Origin of the sequence: Actinotalea ferrariae CF5-4 (assembly GCF_000603945.1) — a bacterium.
GTDB lineage: Bacteria > Actinomycetota > Actinomycetes > Actinomycetales > Cellulomonadaceae > Actinotalea > Actinotalea ferrariae.
This window is the reverse complement of record NZ_AXCW01000022.1, coordinates 17,780-36,147: the sequence shown is the minus strand read 5'-3', so window position 1 is coordinate 36,147 and position 18,368 is coordinate 17,780. Positions and strand designations below refer to the sequence as shown.

The 18,368-nt window shown below is 72.5% G+C and carries 24 protein-coding genes; all 24 read right to left on the bottom strand.

The annotated features are described in order from the left end of the window. Positions 1-70 precede the first annotated feature (70 nt). The 24 genes from N866_RS03660 to N866_RS03555 all read right to left on the bottom strand — a co-directional run bounded on the left by N866_RS03660 (position 71) and on the right by N866_RS03555 (position 18,361). Positions 71-2,431, bottom strand: coding sequence for a PKD domain-containing protein (locus N866_RS03660; RefSeq protein ID WP_155855188.1), 2,361 nt, complete (start codon positions 2,429-2,431; stop codon positions 71-73). After that, positions 2,428-2,955 carry a hypothetical protein gene (locus N866_RS03655; RefSeq protein WP_034222740.1) on the bottom strand — a complete coding sequence of 176 codons (528 nt, stop codon included), beginning with the start codon at positions 2,953-2,955 and terminating at the stop codon, positions 2,428-2,430. Before N866_RS03655 ends, N866_RS03660 begins: the two co-directional genes overlap by 4 nt. Before the next feature lie 42 nt (positions 2,956-2,997). Next, positions 2,998-3,420: a hypothetical protein gene (locus N866_RS03650; protein ID WP_034222737.1), complete on the bottom strand. Its 423-nt coding sequence runs from the start codon at positions 3,418-3,420 to the stop codon at positions 2,998-3,000. Beyond that, entirely contained in the window at positions 3,417-3,539 is a 123-nt protein-coding gene (locus N866_RS22565) for a hypothetical protein (RefSeq protein ID WP_281173179.1), read from the bottom strand. Before N866_RS22565 ends, N866_RS03650 begins: the two co-directional genes overlap by 4 nt. A gap of 3 nt (positions 3,540-3,542) precedes the next feature. After that, on the bottom strand, positions 3,543-4,493 hold the full coding sequence (locus N866_RS19720; RefSeq protein ID WP_052022339.1) for a M15 family metallopeptidase: 951 nt from the start codon (positions 4,491-4,493) through the stop codon (positions 3,543-3,545). Positions 4,494-4,504: 11 nt separating this feature from the next. Beyond that, entirely contained in the window at positions 4,505-4,975 is a 471-nt protein-coding gene (locus tag N866_RS03640; RefSeq protein ID WP_216699368.1) for a hypothetical protein, read from the bottom strand. Then, the gene (locus tag N866_RS03635) at positions 4,944-5,378 is read right to left on the bottom strand and encodes a hypothetical protein (protein WP_034222730.1); all 435 of its coding nucleotides are present in this window, start codon (positions 5,376-5,378) and stop codon (positions 4,944-4,946) included. Before N866_RS03635 ends, N866_RS03640 begins: the two co-directional genes overlap by 32 nt. A 4-nt stretch (positions 5,379-5,382) precedes the next feature. Continuing rightward, positions 5,383-6,333, bottom strand: coding sequence for a hypothetical protein (locus N866_RS03630; protein ID WP_034222727.1), 951 nt, complete (start codon positions 6,331-6,333; stop codon positions 5,383-5,385). A 1-nt stretch (position 6,334) separates the two neighbouring features. Beyond that, a complete protein-coding gene (locus N866_RS03625) occupies positions 6,335-7,519 on the bottom strand; it encodes a Gp37-like protein (protein WP_162177286.1) in 1,185 nt (394 codons plus the stop codon). Next, the gene (locus N866_RS21265) at positions 7,513-8,490 is read right to left on the bottom strand and encodes a hypothetical protein (RefSeq protein WP_034222721.1); all 978 of its coding nucleotides are present in this window, start codon (positions 8,488-8,490) and stop codon (positions 7,513-7,515) included. The genes N866_RS03625 and N866_RS21265 overlap by 7 nt, the downstream gene beginning before the upstream one ends. Further along, on the bottom strand, positions 8,490-11,399 hold the full coding sequence (locus tag N866_RS19715; RefSeq protein WP_052022338.1) for a phage tail tape measure protein: 2,910 nt from the start codon (positions 11,397-11,399) through the stop codon (positions 8,490-8,492). Before N866_RS19715 ends, N866_RS21265 begins: the two co-directional genes overlap by 1 nt. Before the next feature lie 3 nt (positions 11,400-11,402). Continuing rightward, positions 11,403-11,717 carry a hypothetical protein gene (locus N866_RS03610; RefSeq protein ID WP_034222717.1) on the bottom strand — a complete coding sequence of 105 codons (315 nt, stop codon included), beginning with the start codon at positions 11,715-11,717 and terminating at the stop codon, positions 11,403-11,405. Positions 11,718-11,743: 26 nt separating this feature from the next. After that, positions 11,744-12,223 (bottom strand): hypothetical protein, encoded by a 480-nt coding sequence (locus N866_RS03605; RefSeq protein ID WP_034222714.1) that lies wholly within the window; start codon positions 12,221-12,223, stop codon positions 11,744-11,746. Continuing rightward, complete coding sequence (locus tag N866_RS03600; protein ID WP_034222711.1) at positions 12,220-12,711, bottom strand: phage tail tube protein; 492 nt, start codon at positions 12,709-12,711, stop codon at positions 12,220-12,222. The genes N866_RS03605 and N866_RS03600 overlap by 4 nt, the downstream gene beginning before the upstream one ends. A 14-nt stretch (positions 12,712-12,725) precedes the next feature. After that, on the bottom strand, positions 12,726-12,926 hold the full coding sequence (locus N866_RS03595; protein WP_034222708.1) for a hypothetical protein: 201 nt from the start codon (positions 12,924-12,926) through the stop codon (positions 12,726-12,728). 15 nt (positions 12,927-12,941) lie between these two features. Then, entirely contained in the window at positions 12,942-13,400 is a 459-nt protein-coding gene (locus N866_RS03590) for a hypothetical protein (protein ID WP_052022337.1), read from the bottom strand. Next, positions 13,397-13,861, bottom strand: a complete 465-nt coding sequence (locus N866_RS03585) for a hypothetical protein (RefSeq protein ID WP_034222705.1) — start codon at positions 13,859-13,861, stop codon at positions 13,397-13,399. Before N866_RS03585 ends, N866_RS03590 begins: the two co-directional genes overlap by 4 nt. Continuing rightward, on the bottom strand, positions 13,858-14,406 hold the full coding sequence (locus tag N866_RS03580) for a hypothetical protein (RefSeq protein WP_034222703.1): 549 nt from the start codon (positions 14,404-14,406) through the stop codon (positions 13,858-13,860). Before N866_RS03580 ends, N866_RS03585 begins: the two co-directional genes overlap by 4 nt. Continuing rightward, positions 14,403-14,561, bottom strand: coding sequence for a hypothetical protein (locus N866_RS20785; protein WP_155855187.1), 159 nt, complete (start codon positions 14,559-14,561; stop codon positions 14,403-14,405). Before N866_RS20785 ends, N866_RS03580 begins: the two co-directional genes overlap by 4 nt. 4 nt (positions 14,562-14,565) lie before the next feature. Beyond that, a complete protein-coding gene (locus N866_RS03575; protein ID WP_034222700.1) occupies positions 14,566-14,778 on the bottom strand; it encodes a hypothetical protein in 213 nt (70 codons plus the stop codon). 85 nt (positions 14,779-14,863) lie between these two features. Beyond that, positions 14,864-16,120: a phage major capsid protein gene (locus N866_RS03570; protein WP_034222698.1), complete on the bottom strand. Its 1,257-nt coding sequence runs from the start codon at positions 16,118-16,120 to the stop codon at positions 14,864-14,866. Between the two features lie 57 nt (positions 16,121-16,177). Beyond that, positions 16,178-16,972: an HK97 family phage prohead protease gene (locus tag N866_RS03565; RefSeq protein WP_052022336.1), complete on the bottom strand. Its 795-nt coding sequence runs from the start codon at positions 16,970-16,972 to the stop codon at positions 16,178-16,180. Continuing rightward, positions 16,950-18,182 carry a phage portal protein gene (locus tag N866_RS03560; RefSeq protein ID WP_034222696.1) on the bottom strand — a complete coding sequence of 411 codons (1,233 nt, stop codon included), beginning with the start codon at positions 18,180-18,182 and terminating at the stop codon, positions 16,950-16,952. Before N866_RS03560 ends, N866_RS03565 begins: the two co-directional genes overlap by 23 nt. Beyond that, a complete protein-coding gene (locus N866_RS03555) occupies positions 18,179-18,361 on the bottom strand; it encodes a hypothetical protein (RefSeq protein WP_034222694.1) in 183 nt (60 codons plus the stop codon). The genes N866_RS03560 and N866_RS03555 overlap by 4 nt, the downstream gene beginning before the upstream one ends. Positions 18,362-18,368: the final 7 nt, after the last annotated feature.

The window sequence follows — 18,368 nt, the reverse complement described above, 5'->3', positions numbered from 1 at the left end:
AGTGCTACCGGGGTCCGTGCGACCTCGCCCCAGCGCGTCGAGGTCTTGCTACCTGCCCGTGCGCCACGGGTCAGAGGGCGTAGATCCGAGGCTTGCCCTGGAGGAACTCGGCTGGGGAGGTGAGCTCTCCGTTGGGGAAGGTCTGTGTGATGAAGTACCCGATCCCGATGTCGTGGCCGGCGGGGTTCCACATGACCGGGATATCGAGCCAGGTGACGCCGTCGATCCGCACCCGGTACCGGCCGTCCTCGACGCCGGGGGTGTTGATGACGACCTCGATCTCGACGGCATAGTCGACGCCGAGGAGAGGCTCGAAGTGGGCAGCCCCGTTGCGGAGCATCTGCCTGATCCCGTACCCGCCCCAGGCGGAGCGAGGTGACCCGTTCGCCTGCTCGGCGTAGAGGTACGCGCCCATCGCCCAGCGCGGCGGGACGCGGTTGATGGTCGACAGGTAGTTCGCGGGAACGGCGGTCAGGCGCGCGGACCACGAGTTGTCGAACTTCGTCCCGCCGTAGCTGATCTGGTGCATGAAGGCGCCCGCCGGCGCCCCGGCCAGGCCGTACCCGAGCTTGGCGTCGAAGGCCTTCATGCTTCCGAACGCGTCGAAGCGCATGAGGTAGGTCAGCCGGGCGGACGAGCGCGGGAACCCGGGCGCGCGGCGGGTGAGCTCGGTCTGCCCGCGGTACCCGTGGAACGCACCGGTGGTGGGCAGGACGTTGCGGAACGACGCGCCCTCGGTGCCGATGCTGTCGACCGTGACCTCACCGAGGGCGGTGTACTTCGCGTCGACCTGGGTGAACGCGAACGCTGACGGCAACGGCTTGTCCAGGTCCGCCTCCCACAAGGTGGGCTCCGGCGGTGGCGGGGGGTCGCCGAGCTCGGCGCGGGTGTAGGACCGCCCGACGGCCAGCTGTCCGCCGGACCGGATGTTCGCGACCGGACGACCCGCGCGGGAGGTGACCGTGACGGTGTCCTCGGCGGACTTGATGCCGTCGGTGTCGGTGACGACCAGGCCCAAGGTGACGACCGTGTCGGCGTCACGGAACGCTGGCGGCGCGACGAACGTGGGGTTCTGCACCGCCCGCGAGGACAGCGTGACCGCCCCGGAGATCACCCGCCAGGAGTACCCGACGACCGACGTCTCGGTGTCGGTCCCGGACCCGGCCAGCTGCACCAGGGTCCCGGCGTCGACGACCTGGTCCGGGCCGGCGTCCGCGGTGGGCGGACCGGGCGGGATGTTGACGCTCGTGACGACGGCGCGCTGGGTCCCGCCGCCGCTGGCGTAGGTGAACACCCGCAGGTGGGAGGCGGTGAGCAGGAACGTCGCCGGCGTGCGGGCGAGCTCCACCCAGTCCGCGGCGGCCGGGTTCAGGACCAGGGAGTAGTAGAAGACGACGTCCGACCCGTCCAGGTCGATCCACAGCCACACCCCGCCGGCACCGGTGTAGGTCGCCTGGGCGACCTGCGCGTTGTCCTGGCGGGCGCGGATCGCCCCGTTGCGGATCTGCAGGGCCGCCTCGTTGGCCGGGTTGGCGGGGTTGCGTGCCTGCAGGGTCACCTCGGTGTTGGTCGTCGTCGGGTGCGCGACGACGTACAGCAGGGCGCCCTTGCCGGTCCAGTCCTGTGTCGTGGTGCTCTGCGCGTAGTGGGAGAAGGAGTCCGTGCACAGCAGGTCGAACGTCCCCGGGGGGCCTTCGTTCACGTCCCCGTTGGTGCCCAGCAGCGGGGAGATCAGCGTGGCGAGGGTCGGCACCGGGTTCGTCGGCGGCGGCGGCCCGCCGGTCGCGGTGCCCTGGAACACGATGAGCGCGCCGTTGGCCTGGTCGCTGTACGGCCAGGTGAACGTTCCCGAGACCGACGTGTCGTCGGCGATGGCGAGGATGTGCGCGATCGTTACCGGCGGGGTCGCGACGTTGGCGTCCTGCAGGAGGATCTCCGCCTCCTCGAACCCGACCGGCGCCTCGGCCACGGCCGTCGACAGGGGGCGGGAGTCGGTGGTCTGGAACGCGATCGCCAAGCCGGAGGGCACCGGGCCGAGCGGGCCCACGGCGAAGCTGCTCACGTTCGCGTCGGAGTAGGCCGGGGCATCGGCCAGGACCGTGCCGGCGAAGCCCGGGGGCGGGGTGTACTCCGCGAACCACAGCTGTGCCGCCTGCGTCGTCGTCCATGTGAAGGCGACGCTGGTCTCCCCCCCGACGGCGACCTTCCACACCAGGTAGAAGCTCACGCTCGCGCCGGGGCGATCGGCTGCGACCGTCCACCCCGCCGGGGGCGTGGTGGTGCCGGGGGACTTGTCGACGGCGAGTGCCGCGACGAGCAGGTTCCCCGCTGTCGCTGCGCCGGCGTCGAACGTCGCGGTCAGGCTTGTGCCACGGGCGGACTGCGGCAGGAAGTTCTTCCCGGTGCGGACCAGGCTCGCGGTCACTGTCACGCCACCTCGATCCAGTTGTCGCCGTCCGCCATGAGGCCGAGGGTCTCGGGGTTCGCCGGCCCGATGAACTCGTACCGTGCGCCCGACGGGCCGGTCTTGGACGGGTAGGTGCCGCCGGAGTACACCAGCCGGATCACGACTCCGGTCAGGTCGGGGGCGACCACGTCCTCGACGATGGACTCGACCTGCTCCTGGGCGAGCTGCGCAGCGTCGGCGGCGCGCTGAGCGGAGTCCTTCGCAGCGGCGAGCTCGGCCATGACCCCGTCGTTGGACAGGATGTCCTGGGTGTAGGGCCCGGACCTCCACACCACGCGCGGCTGGGACGCGACGGCGCGGAACGCCGGGACGATGCCCATGGACGACGACGTCAGGGCGGACAGCGGCGATCCGCTCGGGTCCGTGATGGGCAGGGGCGTGGTGAAGGTCGTATCGGCGACCTCGTAGACCTGGCCCTCCGCCTGGCGGGCCGGGCCCTCGCCCGTCTCGTCCAGCGCGGTCATGTGGGTGAAGAGGTACTCAGGCATGACGGGCGCTCCTCGGCGTGCTCAGGGGGTGGGCAGGTCGGGTCACGCCGCGAGCGCGAGCTCGTCGGTGTTCGGCAGGACGTAGACGCCGACACCGCCGATGGCGGCCAGGAAGACGGTGATCCAGGCGGAGGGGTGGACGTCGGCGAACCCGCCGGAGCCCAGGACGGTGACGAGGGCTGCGCCTGCGGCGCCGAGGAACGCGACGGCGGCCTTGAGGTACGCGCCAGGACCGGCGGGCAGGTTCGGCACGAGGTACACGCCGACGGCGGTGACGAGGGCGATCGCGACGTTGACGACCTCCAGGGTGGTGACGACGTCGTCGGTGATCGCGGCACCGAACACGACCAGGACCGCGGCGATGATGGCGACGACGGCCTTGGTGTAGCGGGACGCGAGGGGGCTGTCGGGCAGCTCGACCGGCTCGACGGTGGCCCAGCGGAGGTCGGCGGGGTTGGTGCTCATGGGAGTGCTCCGATCGTGGGGAGGGTGAAGCCGAGGAGGCCGCCGGCCACGGCGAGGAGTGTGGCGGCGAGCCCGGGCCGGACGACCCAGTGCTTGAGGTCGTCCGGCTCGAGGCGCATGAGTCAGACGGAGCGGAGGACGTTGCGGACGGCGATCTCAGCGGCGGCCGTGACCTGCTCGACTGTCAGCCCGGCGGACTCCGGGAGGGCGTCGAGGACGGCGGGGACGAGGGTCGCGGCTACGGCGGCGGCGACCTTCCCGGGGTCTTGCTCGCCCTGGATGGACTTGCGGAACCCGACGGCGGCCCGCAGGTTCCAGATCAGGCCGTCGGGCAGGGCGAGCGTCCCGGCGGGGCCGTCGTGGAGACGGACGGCGCCGGTGGCCTTGAGTGCCTCCAGCTCGTCGACGGAGGTGAGGGGCACGAAGGTGCCGTCGTCCCCGGCGAGGGCGATGGACCCGTTGGGGTGGCGCACGGCGACGGATGCGGGCATGTCGTCCTCCTGGGGGACCGGGGCGATGGGGTCGGGGGTGTCGAGGTCGCCGGGGACGGGGATGCCCTCGCCGGCGAGGAAGGTGCGGTAGTTGGACACGGGCACGGCGACGGCCTCGAAGTGCCACGGCTCGCGCATGTGCGGCCGGGCCGGGTCGTGCGCCCATGCCGGGTGGTGCCAGCCGAACCTGGGACCGTGCTCGCGCATCCACAGGTGCTCCGGACTGGTCAGGGAGAAGTTGACGCCGGAACCCAGGTCCAGGGCCGCGCCCTTCCCGTGCACCGACGTGCCGGGGATCGCCGCGGACGGGTAGCCGCGGCGGCGCCACCAGACCTGCCCGTTCCAGACGAGCCGGCCGATGCGCGCGGACGATGCGTAGTCGGTCGTGTTGTACCGCTTGAAGACGGCGACCTGCTCGGCGTAGGGCCGGTAGGAGTCGGTGATGAGCAGCGCCCGGCGGAACCGCGCCTCGAACGCGGCCAGCATCCCGGCCGTCTGCGCCACGAGCTCGACACGGACCTGCTGCCCGGTGCCGGGGATCGTGCCGAGTTCGTCGCGCTCGAGCATCCCGGTGAGTGCCATCGCGCCCCTCCTCAGTGGTCGGTCTGCTCGTGCCGTGCGGCGTGGTCGATCGCGAACCGTGCCGCTTCCTGTGCGACCTCGTCGCGGACCATCCCCGCGAGCTGGGTGATGGTGCCGACGAGCTCCTCGCGGGCCCGGTCGCACGCCGCACGGTCGGCGTCGCGCGCCCCTCGCTGCCGGGTGTTCACGTCCTCGAGCCGGTCGATCTCGGCGTAGAGGCGGGTGATGAGGCGGTCCTGCGAGGCGCGTTCGGCCTCGCTCTCCTCGAACTGTTGCTTGCGCTCGGCGAGCTTGAGCTCGGCGCGCTGCTTCGCCTCGGCGATGCGGTTCGCAGCGTCCTGCACCGACTCCTGCCGGCGGCGTCCTCTGCGGTCGGCCCAGACGGCTAGGGCCGCGCCGGTGAGCCCGATCAGGGCGACGACCACCTGTGTCGCGTCGATCTCCACCGCGTTACCCCCCGTCGCGGCCTTGCAGCTCCTCACGGATGAGCGCCTCGAAGGGATTCCTCAACGGGTCGGCGACCATCGTCAGGTCCTTCGCGACGAAGGTGCCGAGCGCGATCGCAGCGAGGGCGGACCAGTAGCCGTCCGTCGTGGCAGCGGCGACGAGGAAGGATCCGAACCAGACCGACGTCGCCGCGATGGACAGGAGTAGCCCTAGGCGAGCCTGACCGTCGCGCCCCGTCCTGAACGGCAGGGCCGCGATGAGGCCGACGACGAGGAACATCGCCCCCCAGATGGTGTGCACCGCGTCGTCGGTCGCGCCCCAGACCCACAGGTAGAAGATCCCCGTGAGCAGATGCCGGGCCGCGACGATCGCCATGTAGGCGCGGGCCCGGTGCGACATCCGCTCGGGCGGGGCGGCGCGGGCCGGCAGCACGGTCACTACGTCACCACCCGATGGCGGTGTAGACGATGCGGAACGGCTGGCCCGTGAACGGGGTGCCGTCCGGGCGGAGGACGCGACCGGAGAACCGTCCGCGCTGCGGGCGGTAGAACGTGTTCGCGGCCGCGGCGCTGTACATGACGAATGCCGCTGCCTGCGCGCTGCCATTCGCCAGGGTCACGTCCACGGAGAACAGCCCGGAGGGGAACGGCGTGGGCAACGCGACAGAGACGATCCCGTCCGCACCAGGCGTCAGCGACGGCGCGTCGGACTGGATCAGGAAGTCCTTGACGGACGAGTCAACCGTCCCACCCTGCAGCGGCTCGCCGCGACCGAACAGCCGCACCGCCTGGGTGTTATCCCGCAGCCACTCCGCGACGCCGGAGGCGTTCACGCGCCGCACCCACAGGGTGTCCCCTACCCACACCTCCGTGCCGGGTGCGGTCAAGTACTGCAGCGCCTGCTCGCGCGCCGCCGTGGCTCCCCCGTTCGCCTGCCACACCCGCAGGTCGACAACCTGCGTGGGCGCCGTCTGCCCGAACGTCAGCTGCACCAGAGCGAGCGGCTGGTCGTCCAGCACACCCGGGTTGTGCACGCGCGTCCCGGGCAGGTTGCCTGCTGCCGTCGCCGGCGCACTGTAGAGCGTCGTTGCGCCACCACCGCCGGACCACGAGCGCCGCGCGTACAGCACGTCCCACCGGATGCCCGAGCTGATCGGGTCGAAGGTGTGGGTGACCTCCTGGTCCAGGGTGTCGAACACACCGACGCCGAACGCTGTGCCCGGGGCGATCCTCACCCGCTTGTCGCCGGTGGTGTCGGCGGTCACCCGCCAGTCGCCCTCCCCGACGACCCCGTACTCGGCGCCCAGGTGCGGGGCGATCGCCGCCCACACAACCTCGTCGATATCGCCGCCGTATCCGGCACTCACCAGCGTGGGGAGGCTCGTCTCGGCCATGTCAGTCTCCTGCCAGGTCTCGGTACCGCCTGGCGAGGACCGCCAGAGCGCGGGTGAAGATCCGTTCGGTGTCGCCGTCGCGGTCCCCGACCGTCGGGGTCACGACCGCGCCGTCGCGACCCCATGTGAGGGTCGCCTCACGCAGCACGTCCGTGTGAAGCAGCGCGGCCGCGTCGTCCGTAGCGGGAGCGAGCTCGACGGTCACCCGGTCACCGACGTGCACCCCGTCGCCGCCGTACCGGAACGTGTCCGTCTCCGCCAGTCGCACCGCCAGGCCCGCCTTCGCCGCCCCCGCGGCGAGCGCCTCGGCCGCGCGGGCGGCGACGCGGGTCTCGAAGTCGAGCTCGGTTGACTTCAGGTCGCGGGCGTCGATCGCCCGCTCGATGACGTCGCGGTACGCGGTCTCGGCGTCGGTGTTGACGAACGGACCGCGCATGACCCGGGCCTCGCCCTCGCCGTCGGCCATCACGATGACGCGGGTGACCTCGGGGGCGGCGAGGGACCAGTCGCTGGCGATGAGGGAGCCGCCGTCCTCGGACAGGTTCAGCGGCCACTGGGTGGGTTCGTAGCAGTCGACGACCAGGCCGGTGGGGCCCTGGCGGACGGTCACGCCGATGCCGGCCTGGTCGATGGCCGGCAGGACGCGGTCGGCGAGGGGGTGCATGCGCATCTGTACGTCGATGCTGGCGCCGCGACCCTGGTCTGGTGCGATCGTGACGGGCAGGTGGTGCGTGCCGGCCCCGAGACGGGCGAGGTTCGCGGTGAGGAAGGCCTTCAGGACGGTCTCCGCGGCCCCGGAGCGGACATCGTAGGCGCCGTCGTCGCCCTGTTGGGTGATCGACCCGGTGGGGTTGGGCCAGCCGAGGAGACGGGTAAGAAGCCGCCAGTCGTCGGTGATCTCGAACGTCATCATCCGCGTGTCGCCGGCGCCCGTGGAGCGGACCAGGCGCACGGGACCTGACGTCGCGTGCTCGTCCTGGTGTCGGACCACCGCGCGGGTTCCCGGGGCCGCGAGCGCGCGGGCGTACCGATGGTCGGCGGGAACGGTGAGCCGGGCGGACGGCTGCTGGTTGTGGCGAGGGGTGACGTTCAGCAGCTCAGGGTCGCCGACCCACCCGATCGGGCTCAGGTCCTTGTCGAAGAGCTGGACGTCGAACGGCTCCACGTTGTCCACGGCGGTCACCACGCCCGGTAATGCTGGGGCAGGAGGGAAGCGCGCAGCGCGCCAGTGCCGACGGCGGCGACGGACAGGGGGACGGCGGTGCCCGCGGGGACCGCTCCCCACTTCGACGTGGCGCCGAGGTCCTTGGTCCTGTCGACTGCGGCGGTGCGGAGCCGCTCGGAGACCCAGGTGGTCTCCTGCTGCGGGGACAGGCCTGCCGGCGGGGTGTCGATCTCGCGGGCGCCGCGGACCGTCGGGGCGCTGTCCAGGACGAGCGTGCGACCCGGCGCCACCTCGAAGGGCACGTCGATGACTCGCCCGCCGACGCCGAACGTCCCGGTCGTGGGCCCGTGAAGCCACCAGCTGAGGTACGCCGGCTCGTCGCCGGGGTTGTCGATCGCGGCGGAGGTGCTGAGCGAGCCCTCAGAGATCCCGAACGGGGGGCCCGGGAAGAACGGAACAGTGGTCGATGGGACGAACTGTCGGGTGACCGGCTCGCCCGTCCAGAACGGCTCCTCTGCGACCAGCGTGATGCCGTAGACGACCCACCCCATGAGGGACGGGTCGATGTCCAGACCGTCCTGGAGCTCCTCGAACCGACAGCGCAGTGAACGCGACCGGCCGGACGGCTGGGTGACGGTCCACACCCCGGTGCGCCCGGGAGCGAGAGTGCGCCAGAACGCCGCGTCATGGTCGATCCAGTCCTGGGAGCTGGTGTCCTGGAACACCTTCACCGGCCAGAACACCGGCCGCTCGTCGGTGCTGTATCCGCGCGGCCGCGAGCCGGCGACCGCCGGGGACGACGTCGTGTGGCGGCGGAACGGGGGCATGAGCAGACCCCTCACACCGGCCTGCAAGGACACCCCGGACGCCTCCGGGTCGGTCAGGTCCCACTCCGACCCGTCCCACCCGGTCCAGGTCATCCGCATCCCCGGCCACGGGTTCGCCGGCGGGGCCGGCGGGCGGCCCGGGACGGCGTAGACGATGGCGCTCATCACACCTCCACCGCGATCGACGAGATGTTGTGGAGGGCTGCCGCGTCGCGCTGCCGCTCGGTGATGACCCGGGCCATCTCGCCGACGTCGGTGACGGTGACGTGCCCGATCGTCACGCCCGGCAGCTGCACCGTCCCGGTGCGAGCACCGGTCGCGGCACCCGGGACGACCGCGCCGTCGGCGTACCGGCCGACGTACATGCCGAACCTCGCCGCGACGTCCTCGAGGATCGCCTCGGACCGGCCCCGCTTGGACGGCGAGAGCGGGATGTAGGCCTCGCCGCCGGTCTCGGGCTCGGCCCACACCCGCCAGGCTCCGGCCGGGGCGATCTGCGCGACGTGATGCTCCGAGCCGTTCGCGAAGAACTGCAGCACCCCGCCGTCGGCCTCCATGACCGGAGCGCCTGCGGCTCGCTGCACCCGCTGGATCGCCGCGAGCGCGGCGGACGCGTTGAGGTTGGCCGTGATCGGGATGTTGTACCCGGACCACTTGTTGACGAACGCCTGCATGCGGGCCTCGGCCTCGACGGCCTCGAAGTGCGCCGTGGTCGTGGCCTCGTCCGGGACGGCCAAGACCGAGTCGACGTACTGCCATGCCGCTTCCTCAGTCATGCCCATCTGGATCGCGGCGTTGTACAAGGCCGTGCGGGACTGGTCCAGGGCGGCGCGGAACTGCTCCTCCGAGCCCGTCTGCTCGAGCACGGCCTGGGAGTGCCGGATCCCGTCGCGGGCGAGGCCGTCCAGGATCGCCTGGTTCTTGCGACCGGCCTCGGTGTTGATGTCGAGCATCTCCGCGTTGGAGAGGCCCTCCTCGGTGGCGGCAGCGGCGGCCGCGGCGACCTCGTCGATGGCCTCGCGGAACTGCCGCTCGGCATCCCGGGCGTCCAGCGACGCGCTGTTGAGGTCGTCCAGGGTCTGCGACAGCAGGCTGAGCGCCTCCTCTGCGATGGCCGCCTCGTCGCCGGTGCCGCGCAGCGCCTCCATCTGCTCGTCCAGGCCGGCCGTCGTCGTCGTGGTCTGGCCGGCCAGCCCGCCCTGGGACTCGGCGAGCTCGTCGTTGACCTCGGCGCTGGCGCGGGCCATCTCGGCGGCTTCCTCGAGCCGCTGCGCCTGGTCCTGGACGGCCTTGGAGACCTGGTACGCCTGGTTCTGGGCGTTGATCGACCAGGTGTTCTCGTCGCCGTACCGCTCGGCTGCGGCGACGACCTCGTCCACGGCGTCCTTGTTGCCTCGCCATGCGGCGGTGATCGTCTCGACGGACAGGCCCATCTCGCGCATCGCCTCGAGCCGGGTCTTCATGTTGCCGATCCCGGCCGGGCCGAACGACTGCTGCCGAGCCAGGTCCTCGGCGATCCACGCGTCGGTGTTGTTGGTCAGGGCACCGGTCTGCTGATCCAGCGTCGAGGAGAGCGCCTGGGTCACCTGCGCAGCCTCGCCCTGCGCCTTCATCCAGGCGCCGACCGCGATGGTGGCGCCCGCGAGCGCGAGCCCCCAGGGGCCGGTGAGGAAGGACGCGACGCCGCCGATGGCGCGGCCGGCACGGGAGGAGCCGCCGCTCATGGTGTCCAGCGTGGTGCGCAGCTCGTGGAGCTTGGGGATCGCGACGGCGGCGCCGCCGACGATGCCGGTCAGTCCCAGGGCCGCGCCGCCCAGGTTCGCGACCCACGTCTGGACGGGAGCGGGGAGCTGCCCGAACCCGACCGCGAGGGACCCTGTGGCCTCGGCGGCGGACGCGACGGCGGGCAGGAAGTTCCCGCCGATGTCGATCGCGGCGTCGTTGATCTGGTTGCGGGCGATCTGCAGGCGAGACTCGGCCGTCTCGTACCGCTTCGCGGCCTCCTCGGTGAGCGCGAGGTTCTCCTCCCACGCCTTGTTGCCGGTCGCGAGGGAGTCGGTGACGAGGTCGGAGGAGAGGGACGCGCGTCGCAGGGCGTCGGAGACGCGGACCTCGGCGAAGCCCATCTCGTCCAGCACGGCCGTGGTGTTCTCGCCGTCGGCGCGCATCTGCCCCAGGCCGCCGAGGAAGATCTGCAGGGCGCCGGCCGCGTCGTCGCGCCACTTCGTCGCGAACTCGTCGGCGGAGACCCCGGCGACGGCGGCGTACTGCTCGAGGCGGTCCGATCCGGTGGCGACGTCGTTGTCGATCTGGAGCATGACGCGGGAGATCGCCGTACCGCCGGCCTCCGCCTCGATGCCGACCGACGACAGCGCGGACGAGAACGCGAGGACCTGGTCGGCGGTCATGCCGACCGTGCGCCCGGCACCGGCGATCCGCAGGCCCATGGCGAGGATGTCCCGCTCGGTGGAGGCGCCGTTGTTGCCCAGGGCGACGATAGTCGAGCCGAGCTTCGACGCCTCGCCGGCGCTGATCCCCATGATGTTCGACAGCTGCGCCATGGAGGTGGCGGCCTCGTCGGCGGTGAGGTTCGTCGTCTCACCCATGTCGATCATCGTTCGGGTGAACGCGGCGACGTCCTGCCGCTTCACGCCGAGCTGCCCGGCGGCCTCGGCGACGCCGGCGATCTCCTCATGGGTCGCCGGCAGGGTCTTGGCCAGGCCGCGGAGCTCGGCCTCGAGCGCGGCCATCTGCTCCGGGGAGCCGTCGACGGTCTTGGTCACCCCAGCCCAGGCGGACTCCCAGTCCATCGCGGCCTTCGCCGACAGGCCCAGGCCGACCGCCACCGCGGCGGTGACCGCGAGCGTCCCGCGACCGAACGTCTCCATCGCGGCCAGCTGCCGGCTGTTCGCGGCGGCGACCTCGGAGGCGCGCTGCGCCTCGGAGGCGGCCATCTCCCGGTTGGCCGCCATCTGCATGGCCGCCAGGCGTCGGGTCGCGCGCTCGGCGGCCTTGGAGCCCTCCTCGTAGTACTCCGAGAGGATCCGGATCTTGACGTCGTTGTTGCGGCTCACCGGTCACCCCCTCGGTGTCGTGGTGGCCTGGTTCGCCTGCTGCTCTCGGGTGCACCGCTCGCACGCGTCGGCGGTGCCGGCCGCGAGGTGCGCGCGGCCGTGGGGCTCGTCCTGGTTGGCTTTCTCCGCGGCCGCGAGGCGAGCGCAGCCGGGGCACACGTCGATGTGCACGTGCTCGCGCCGCTCGTCCGGGTGCCACCCGCACCGCTGGCAGCGGCGCGCTTCGTACCCGGACCAGCCCAGGGCGGCGTCCTGATCGGCCCGGTCCCAGGACAGGAACTGCGACAGGGGGATGCCGCGGGGCCCGCAGTACGCCATCCGTGCGGCGAACAGGCGGTCGCGGCTCAGCCTTTTCCCACGGCCTCCGCGGGCACGAGGTAGTGCAGCTCGGTGTAGAGCCGGTAGTAGAGCTGGTCCCGCTCACCGGGGCCCCAGACGGGGCTGCGGGGGTCCAGCTGCTCGGCCCACCACTCCTCGTCGCGCAGGTCCTCGTCGACCGCGCACGCGGCCGCGAGCGCCGGCAGGAGGGTGGTCTGGTCGATGCCGTCGTTGCCGGTGTGCGCGGCGACGAGCGCCTCGAAGTCCTCGTCGGCGAGCTGGGCGAACTGCACCGGCACGAAGTGGGCCGCGAGCGCGGCCGCGGCGTCGGCCTCGGCGCGCTCGAGGTCGGGCAGCTCGCCAATGCGGGCCGGGTCGGCCTGCGCGGCGAGGAGCAGCACGCGGGCGGCAGCGGCACGCTGAGCGTCGTCGGTGTGGTCGGAGACCTGGACCGTGACGGTGACGTGCCGCCGCCGCTTCGCGGCGAGCTGGTCGCGGAGGGTCACGCCGCAGCCGGCAGCGGGACGTCCTCGGCCGGGACGCTCTTGATCGCGAAGTTGACCGTGATCGTGAGCGCGCCGTCCGCGTTCGTCCGGACCTTGCCGAGGGACGTGACCTCGGTGTCGAAGATGTCCGCCGGCAGACCGGCGACGTCGCCCTGGTCGGCGAACACGACCTTCACCTTGTCTCCGCGGGCGAGGATCGTGCGGATGTCCTGGCCCTCGAGGTCGGCGTAGAACGTGATCGACGACGCCTCGGCCGAGGTGCGGCCGCCGATCTGCCGGGTGAACCGCGACCCCCAGTCCGGGGTGACGATCATCGCCGAGGTGACGCTCCACCCGGTGACGCCCGCGATCTCCGCGGTGACGTCGGTCGACGCGTTGAGCTCGACGCGGGTCGGCTGCGTGTAGTCCGCCATGGTGGTGGCGATGTAGACCTTGCTGATCTCCGGGGCGAAGAACCGCTCGGTCGTGGGCATGGGCGTGGCGACCATGACTGCTCCTGTCGTCAGGACCGCGACCGGCGCGGCGCCGGGGACGGGTCGGTGTTGGGCTCGGCCGGCGACTCGGCGCCGGACTCCTTGTCCGCCGGCTCCCAGCCGGCGCGGGACCAGCCCGCGACGGCGTCGGGTCGCACGCGCGACGTCAGCTTGCTCTTGGGGTGGACGATCTCCACGAGACCGTCGTCGCGCCGGGGTCGGGTGGCCATGGGTTCCTCCAGGGGTCAGTGGTTCAGGCCGGATGCGGTGAGCGCGTCGTCGATCGCGCGGGAGACCTCGTCGACGACCTGCGCACCGGTGGAGCGCGCAGCGGGGCGCAGGAAGGGACGGGTCGCCTGGGTGACCCACGGGACGTCGTCCCGCCCGAACACGGGGTGCCGGAACGGGTCGCGGAGGATGCCCTCCAGCGGCCGTGCGTGCGGCGCCGAGGAGGCGTCAGCGACGATCGCGACGCCGGGGTTGCGGGCCGCGAAGGACACCTGCAGGGACAGGGCGCGGGGGATCCGCCGGGACCAGGACGCGTTGGCCTGGGCCTGGGCCAGGGTGATCTGACCGGCGGCTCGCAGCCGCGGCCGCAGTGCGCGGCGCAGCTCGGGGGAGATCCTGCGCAGCTTGTCGGTCGTGACGTTCAGGGACGCCGCGCCCTCGCCGTCGCGCAGGACGGTCCGGACGGTGCCGGTCACAGCAGGGCCGTCCCGACGACGTCGAACCGGACGTTGCAGATCGAGCCCTCGGGCAGGATCGCCGCGACCCACTCAGCCGCCCCGGACAGGCCCGCCCGCTCCCACACAGCCGCCCGGCCGCGCGCGGCCCGCAGGGCACCGTCTAGAGCCCCGAGGAGGGCCGTGGCGTCGTCGCGGAGGCGCTTCGTCGCGCCGTCGTCGTGGTCGCCGGTGGTCAGGGTCAGGAAGCACTGGATCGTGAAGTCCTCCTGCAGGCGGGCGCCGTAGCCCTCCTGCCGCTCCCACGACGTCGTGTACCCGGGGCGGTCGGGGGAGTCGGTGAACCCGATGCACAGCGCGCGGGACTGTGGCACCCCGACGGTGATGCCGTCGGCGACCTGCAGGTCCTCGTCGATCGTCCGGGCGAGCGCGACGACGGCGTCGACGACGGCGCCGATGCGGGACACGACGGGGGCGGTCACTGGAACTCCTCGAGGAGCTCCTCCGCGGCGCGGGGGATCGCGAACCCGCGCGGCGCCGGGGTGTCGGTCGGGGACTGCATGAACTGGGACGCGCCGCGGCCGCCGTCGGTGGAGCGCATGCCCCGCAGGTGCGCGGCGATGAGCTTGACGGCCTTCGCGACGGCCTTGCCGTGGTCGCGGGTCGTGACCGACACCAGGTACGGCCGGTCGCGGCGAGCCGGGCGGTGGGGGAGCGTGACGATCCCGGAGGTCGCGTTCACCTCGAGCGTGGCGACGTCGACCTCGGCGCCGTCGGGGTCCTGCACCGCGGTGATCGCCGTCAGGTGGGTGGCCGGCAGGACCAGGTGCGCGCCGGACGGGAAGACCCGGTAGGTGCGGCCGGCGGAGGCGAGGGGCCCGACGCGGTTCTCGGCGATCTCCAGGGCGGCGTCGAGGTCGTCCGACAGCTCCTGGCTCGTCGCGTCGGCGCCCGCCGTGAGGCGCAGGTAGGACGCCAGCTCCTGCAGGGTGACGAACCGCTCGTCAGCCGGGGTGGGCTCGCTCACCGTCGCTCACCACCGTTCGGCTCGTCCGGGCGGGTGATGGTCGCGGCGACCTCCCGGCCGTCCCGCTCCGGGCGCTGCGGACCCGTGGCCCGCGAGCGCGGGGGACGGTCGCCGCTGGGGCGCTCGGGCGGCGGGGCGGCCGGGTGGTCGCTCACGAGGTCAGGAGTCCTTGGCCTCGGCCTCGACGTCGGCGACGGACCGCTGCTCGCCGTCCTCGCCGACGACCAGGAACCCCTTGGTCTGGTCCGGGGTGCCGTCGGCGCGGCGCGAGGGCATCGCGACGACGTCGATCGTGGGCTCGGTCCGCAGGTCCTCGCGCTGCTCGGTCTGCGGCTGCGGGTCGCCCTTGCTGGTGGTGTTGCGTGCGGCCATGACCGCCTCCTTCGTGTGCTGGTGCGGACGTGCGGGGTGGGTGGTGGCGGGCCGGCTGGGCCCGCCACCACCGGTGTGTCAGGGCTCAGGCGGCCCGGACGGTGAGGACCGCGGCGGCGGAGGTGTCCTGGACCTTGCCGTCCAGGCGCTGGAAGCCGAGGAACCCGACCTGCAGGTAGTCGGCGTACCGCTCGTTGAGGCGCAGGGTCTGCGCGCCGGCCACGACGCGGACGACGTAGGCCGCCTCGATGTCGCCGTACACGATCGACTTGGACCCGTTGGCCTGGACCGGCAGGTCGTTGTCGATGATGTAGGGCCGGCCGTTGATGGTCGACGGCACGCCGCCGGCCATCCCCGCCACCCACAGCGGGCGGCCCTGGCTGTCCTTGAGCTTGCGCAGCTCGCGCAGCGCCGAGTCGGCCAGCACGTAGCTGGCGCGCGTCCGGTACGCGGCGTCGATGGAGTGCTCGAGCTCGACGAGGTCGTCGTAGCCGACCTTGCCGATCGTGCCGCTGGTGACGCCCTTGGTCAGGCCCGTGATCAGGCCCTGCGGCTGGCCGGTGCCGGTGCCGACGGCGAAGTGCTCGCCGGCGGCGCGGCCGATCCGCTCGCCGAGCTTGCGCGGCAGCCACACCGCGAGGTTGAAGGCGCTGTCCTGGAGCAGCTGCCGGGCGACCCGGACCATCTTCGAGGTGTACATGTGGGCGCCGAGGTTGGCCGAGCCGAACACGAAGTCCTGCTCGGTGACCTGGGTGTTCTCCGCGAGGATCGCGCCCTTGTTCGCCGTGTCGTCGTTGGTCGGCCACGACAGCGGCGCGCCGGTCGTGGTGTTGATGACGCTGGCGACGGACAGGATCCCGCCGAACGACTTGAGCGCCTCGATCATCCTGTCGAGGAACTCCTTGGGGACGGTGTAGCCGCCGGCGGCGTCGACGGAGGCACCGAGGGCGCGGAACTCCTCGCCCTCGACGTAGCCGCGCTCGAGGAGCTGCTGCTCCGTGCCGGAGAGCTGGCCCATGCCGCGACGGAGGTAGCCGTCGAAGGCGGAGCGGTACTCCTCGGCGACGTCGCGGCCGCCGCCGTCGCCGTCCTCGCCCGGGCGGGGCGTGGTGCCGCGCACCGAGGCGGGGTCGATGCCGAGCCCGGCGCCGAGGCGCGCGGCGCGCTCCTCGGTCTCGATCTCGTCGGACAGGCGCTGGACCTCGTCCAGAGCGCGGGTGAAGGCCTCGCCGTCCTCCGCGGTCGGCTCGAAGCCGTCCGCGGCCCGGCGGGCCTGGATGTCCTGGACCTGGGACCAGGCGGTCGCGCGCTGCTCCAGCAGCTTGCGCAGGCGTGCGTTCACGATGAACTCCTCGTGTGGGGGTCCGCCGAGGCGGAGGGGTGGATGGGGGAGCCGCGCTCAGCGGAGGCTGTAGCGGGCCGCGAGCGCGCGGGCGCGCTCGTCCTGCCTCTCCAGGCCCCGGGTGGCCGCTGCCGGCGCGGGGTCGGTGGTGGTGTCCCGGGTGGCGTCGGCCGGCGCGGGACGGGTCCCCTCCGAGGCAGAGGGGGAGTCGGTGGGGAGGCCGCGGGCGGAGCGGACCTCGTCGGCCATCTTGCGCAGGCCGGCGTCGGTGTCCTCGTAGGCGGGGAAGGTCACGGCGGACACCTCCAGGAGGCGGAGCTCCACGAGGGTGCGCAGGAGCGCGGTGGCGGTGTCGGTCCGGCCGTCGGCGGTGACGGTCTCGACCTCGACCTCTTCCCAGCGGTCGCGGACGACGTAGAACCCGAAGCTCATGCCGGTGATGCGGCGCTTCTCGAGGTTGCGGGTGAGGTCTCTGACGTAGGAGAGCTCCTGGTCCAGGTCGGAGTCGACGGCCAGGCCGATGTCGTCGGTGGACAGGCGCAGGTCGCCGGCGCTGACCCGGGCGCACAGCAGGCTGGTGTCGTGGTCGACGAGGAACCGGGCGTCGCCCTCGGTGAGGGTCTTGTCGAACGCGCCGGACTCGATCTCCTCGTACCAGCCCCACTTGAGCGGGTTGCCGATGGAGGTGCGGGAGTTGAAGACCGCGGCGTGCCCGACGAACCGCGGGTCGGGGTCGCCCTCGGCGCGGATCACCCGGGCGTCGGTGTCGGCGAGCGCGCGGGTGCGTCGCTCGAGGACCTCGCAGGTGCCGGCGGCCGCGCGGACGGGCCTACGCGTCAGCGTCGTCGTCATCGTCGTCTCCTGACGTGGTGTCGTCCGTGGCGGTGGCCGACTGCGTGTGGGGGCGGTAGGGCTCGTCGCCCCACGGGACGGGCTTCATGTCCTCGAGCGGGCGCACGTCGTTGGGGACCATCCACCCGTGGGTGATGCCGGAGGCGTAGAACGCCGCGCGGGCCTTGGAGTCCCCGCGCAGGAGCCCCTCGACCTTGAACTCGGCCTTCTCGGCGCGGGGGTCGGCGATCTCCCGGGTGACGCGCTGCTCGATGCGCTGGAAGTACGGCTTGAGGGTGATGACGACGAGCGCGACGAACTGCTGCTCCATGCCGGTGCCCCAGGAGGTGGACTTCTCCTGGTCGTTGATGATCCAGCCGGGCAGCCCGAACAGGCGGGCGATCTCGGTCGTCTGGAACTTGCGGGTCTCCAGGAACTGGGCGTCGGCGGGGCTCATCGACAGCTGGTGGAACTTCGTGCCGTTGTCCAGCACCGCGATCTCGTAGGCGTTGTCCAGGCCGGCGAGCTTCGCGCGCCACCGGTCCTTGAGGATGGCCGACCGCTCCTCGTTGAGCTCCTTGTCGGTGGACAGGAACCCCGACTGCAGCATGCCCCGCTCGTACATCCGCTCGGCGAGCTGCTCGGCGTTGGTCGCCAGGCCGAACATGCGACGCATCCGCCCGATGACGGAGACGCCCATGATCCCGTCGGTGCTGAAGTTCGGGATGTGCAGGATGTCGCGCTCGGTCAGCGGCACCTTGCCGTCGACGGTGAACTTCTTCGCGTAGGGCATCCCGATGGCCAGGCCGGCGTCGACGTCGACCTCGACGAGGACCCGGGACGGGTGGATCGGGACGAGCTCGACGATCCGGCCGTCGCGGGCGCGGACCTTGCGCAGGTACGCGTTGCCCCACAGGGCCAGGTGGGCGACGGTCGTCTCCCACAGCTCGAAGGGCGTCTGCCCGGCGCGCTCGGCCACCAGCACGGGGATCGTGACCGGGTCCATCGTCGCCCGGTCGTGCACCCGCAGCGGGCAGCCGGCGACGCCGGAGGCGAGCACCTGGACGCACCGCAGCACCGCGCCGATCTGGAGCGGGTCCCCGACCTTCCCGTTCGACCACAGCTCGTCCGGGGAGTCCAGCTGCGACAGCAGCCGGCCCGACGTCAGCGCCGTCGAAGGGTTCTCCAGGTTCCGAGAGACGAGCCCGGACAGGGCCGACAGGGCCCTCACGAGCGCCGCTCCCGAGCCAGCCGGGCCGTCGCCTCACGGCGGGCCCCGACGTCCGTCAGGACGCCCAGGGCGGCCAGCAGGAGCCCCGCGAGCAGCAGGCCCCACCAGGGGCCCGCGAGCGCCGCGACGGCGACGACGATGGCCACCAGGCCGGTGACGAAGAGGACGACTGCGAGCACCGCGTGC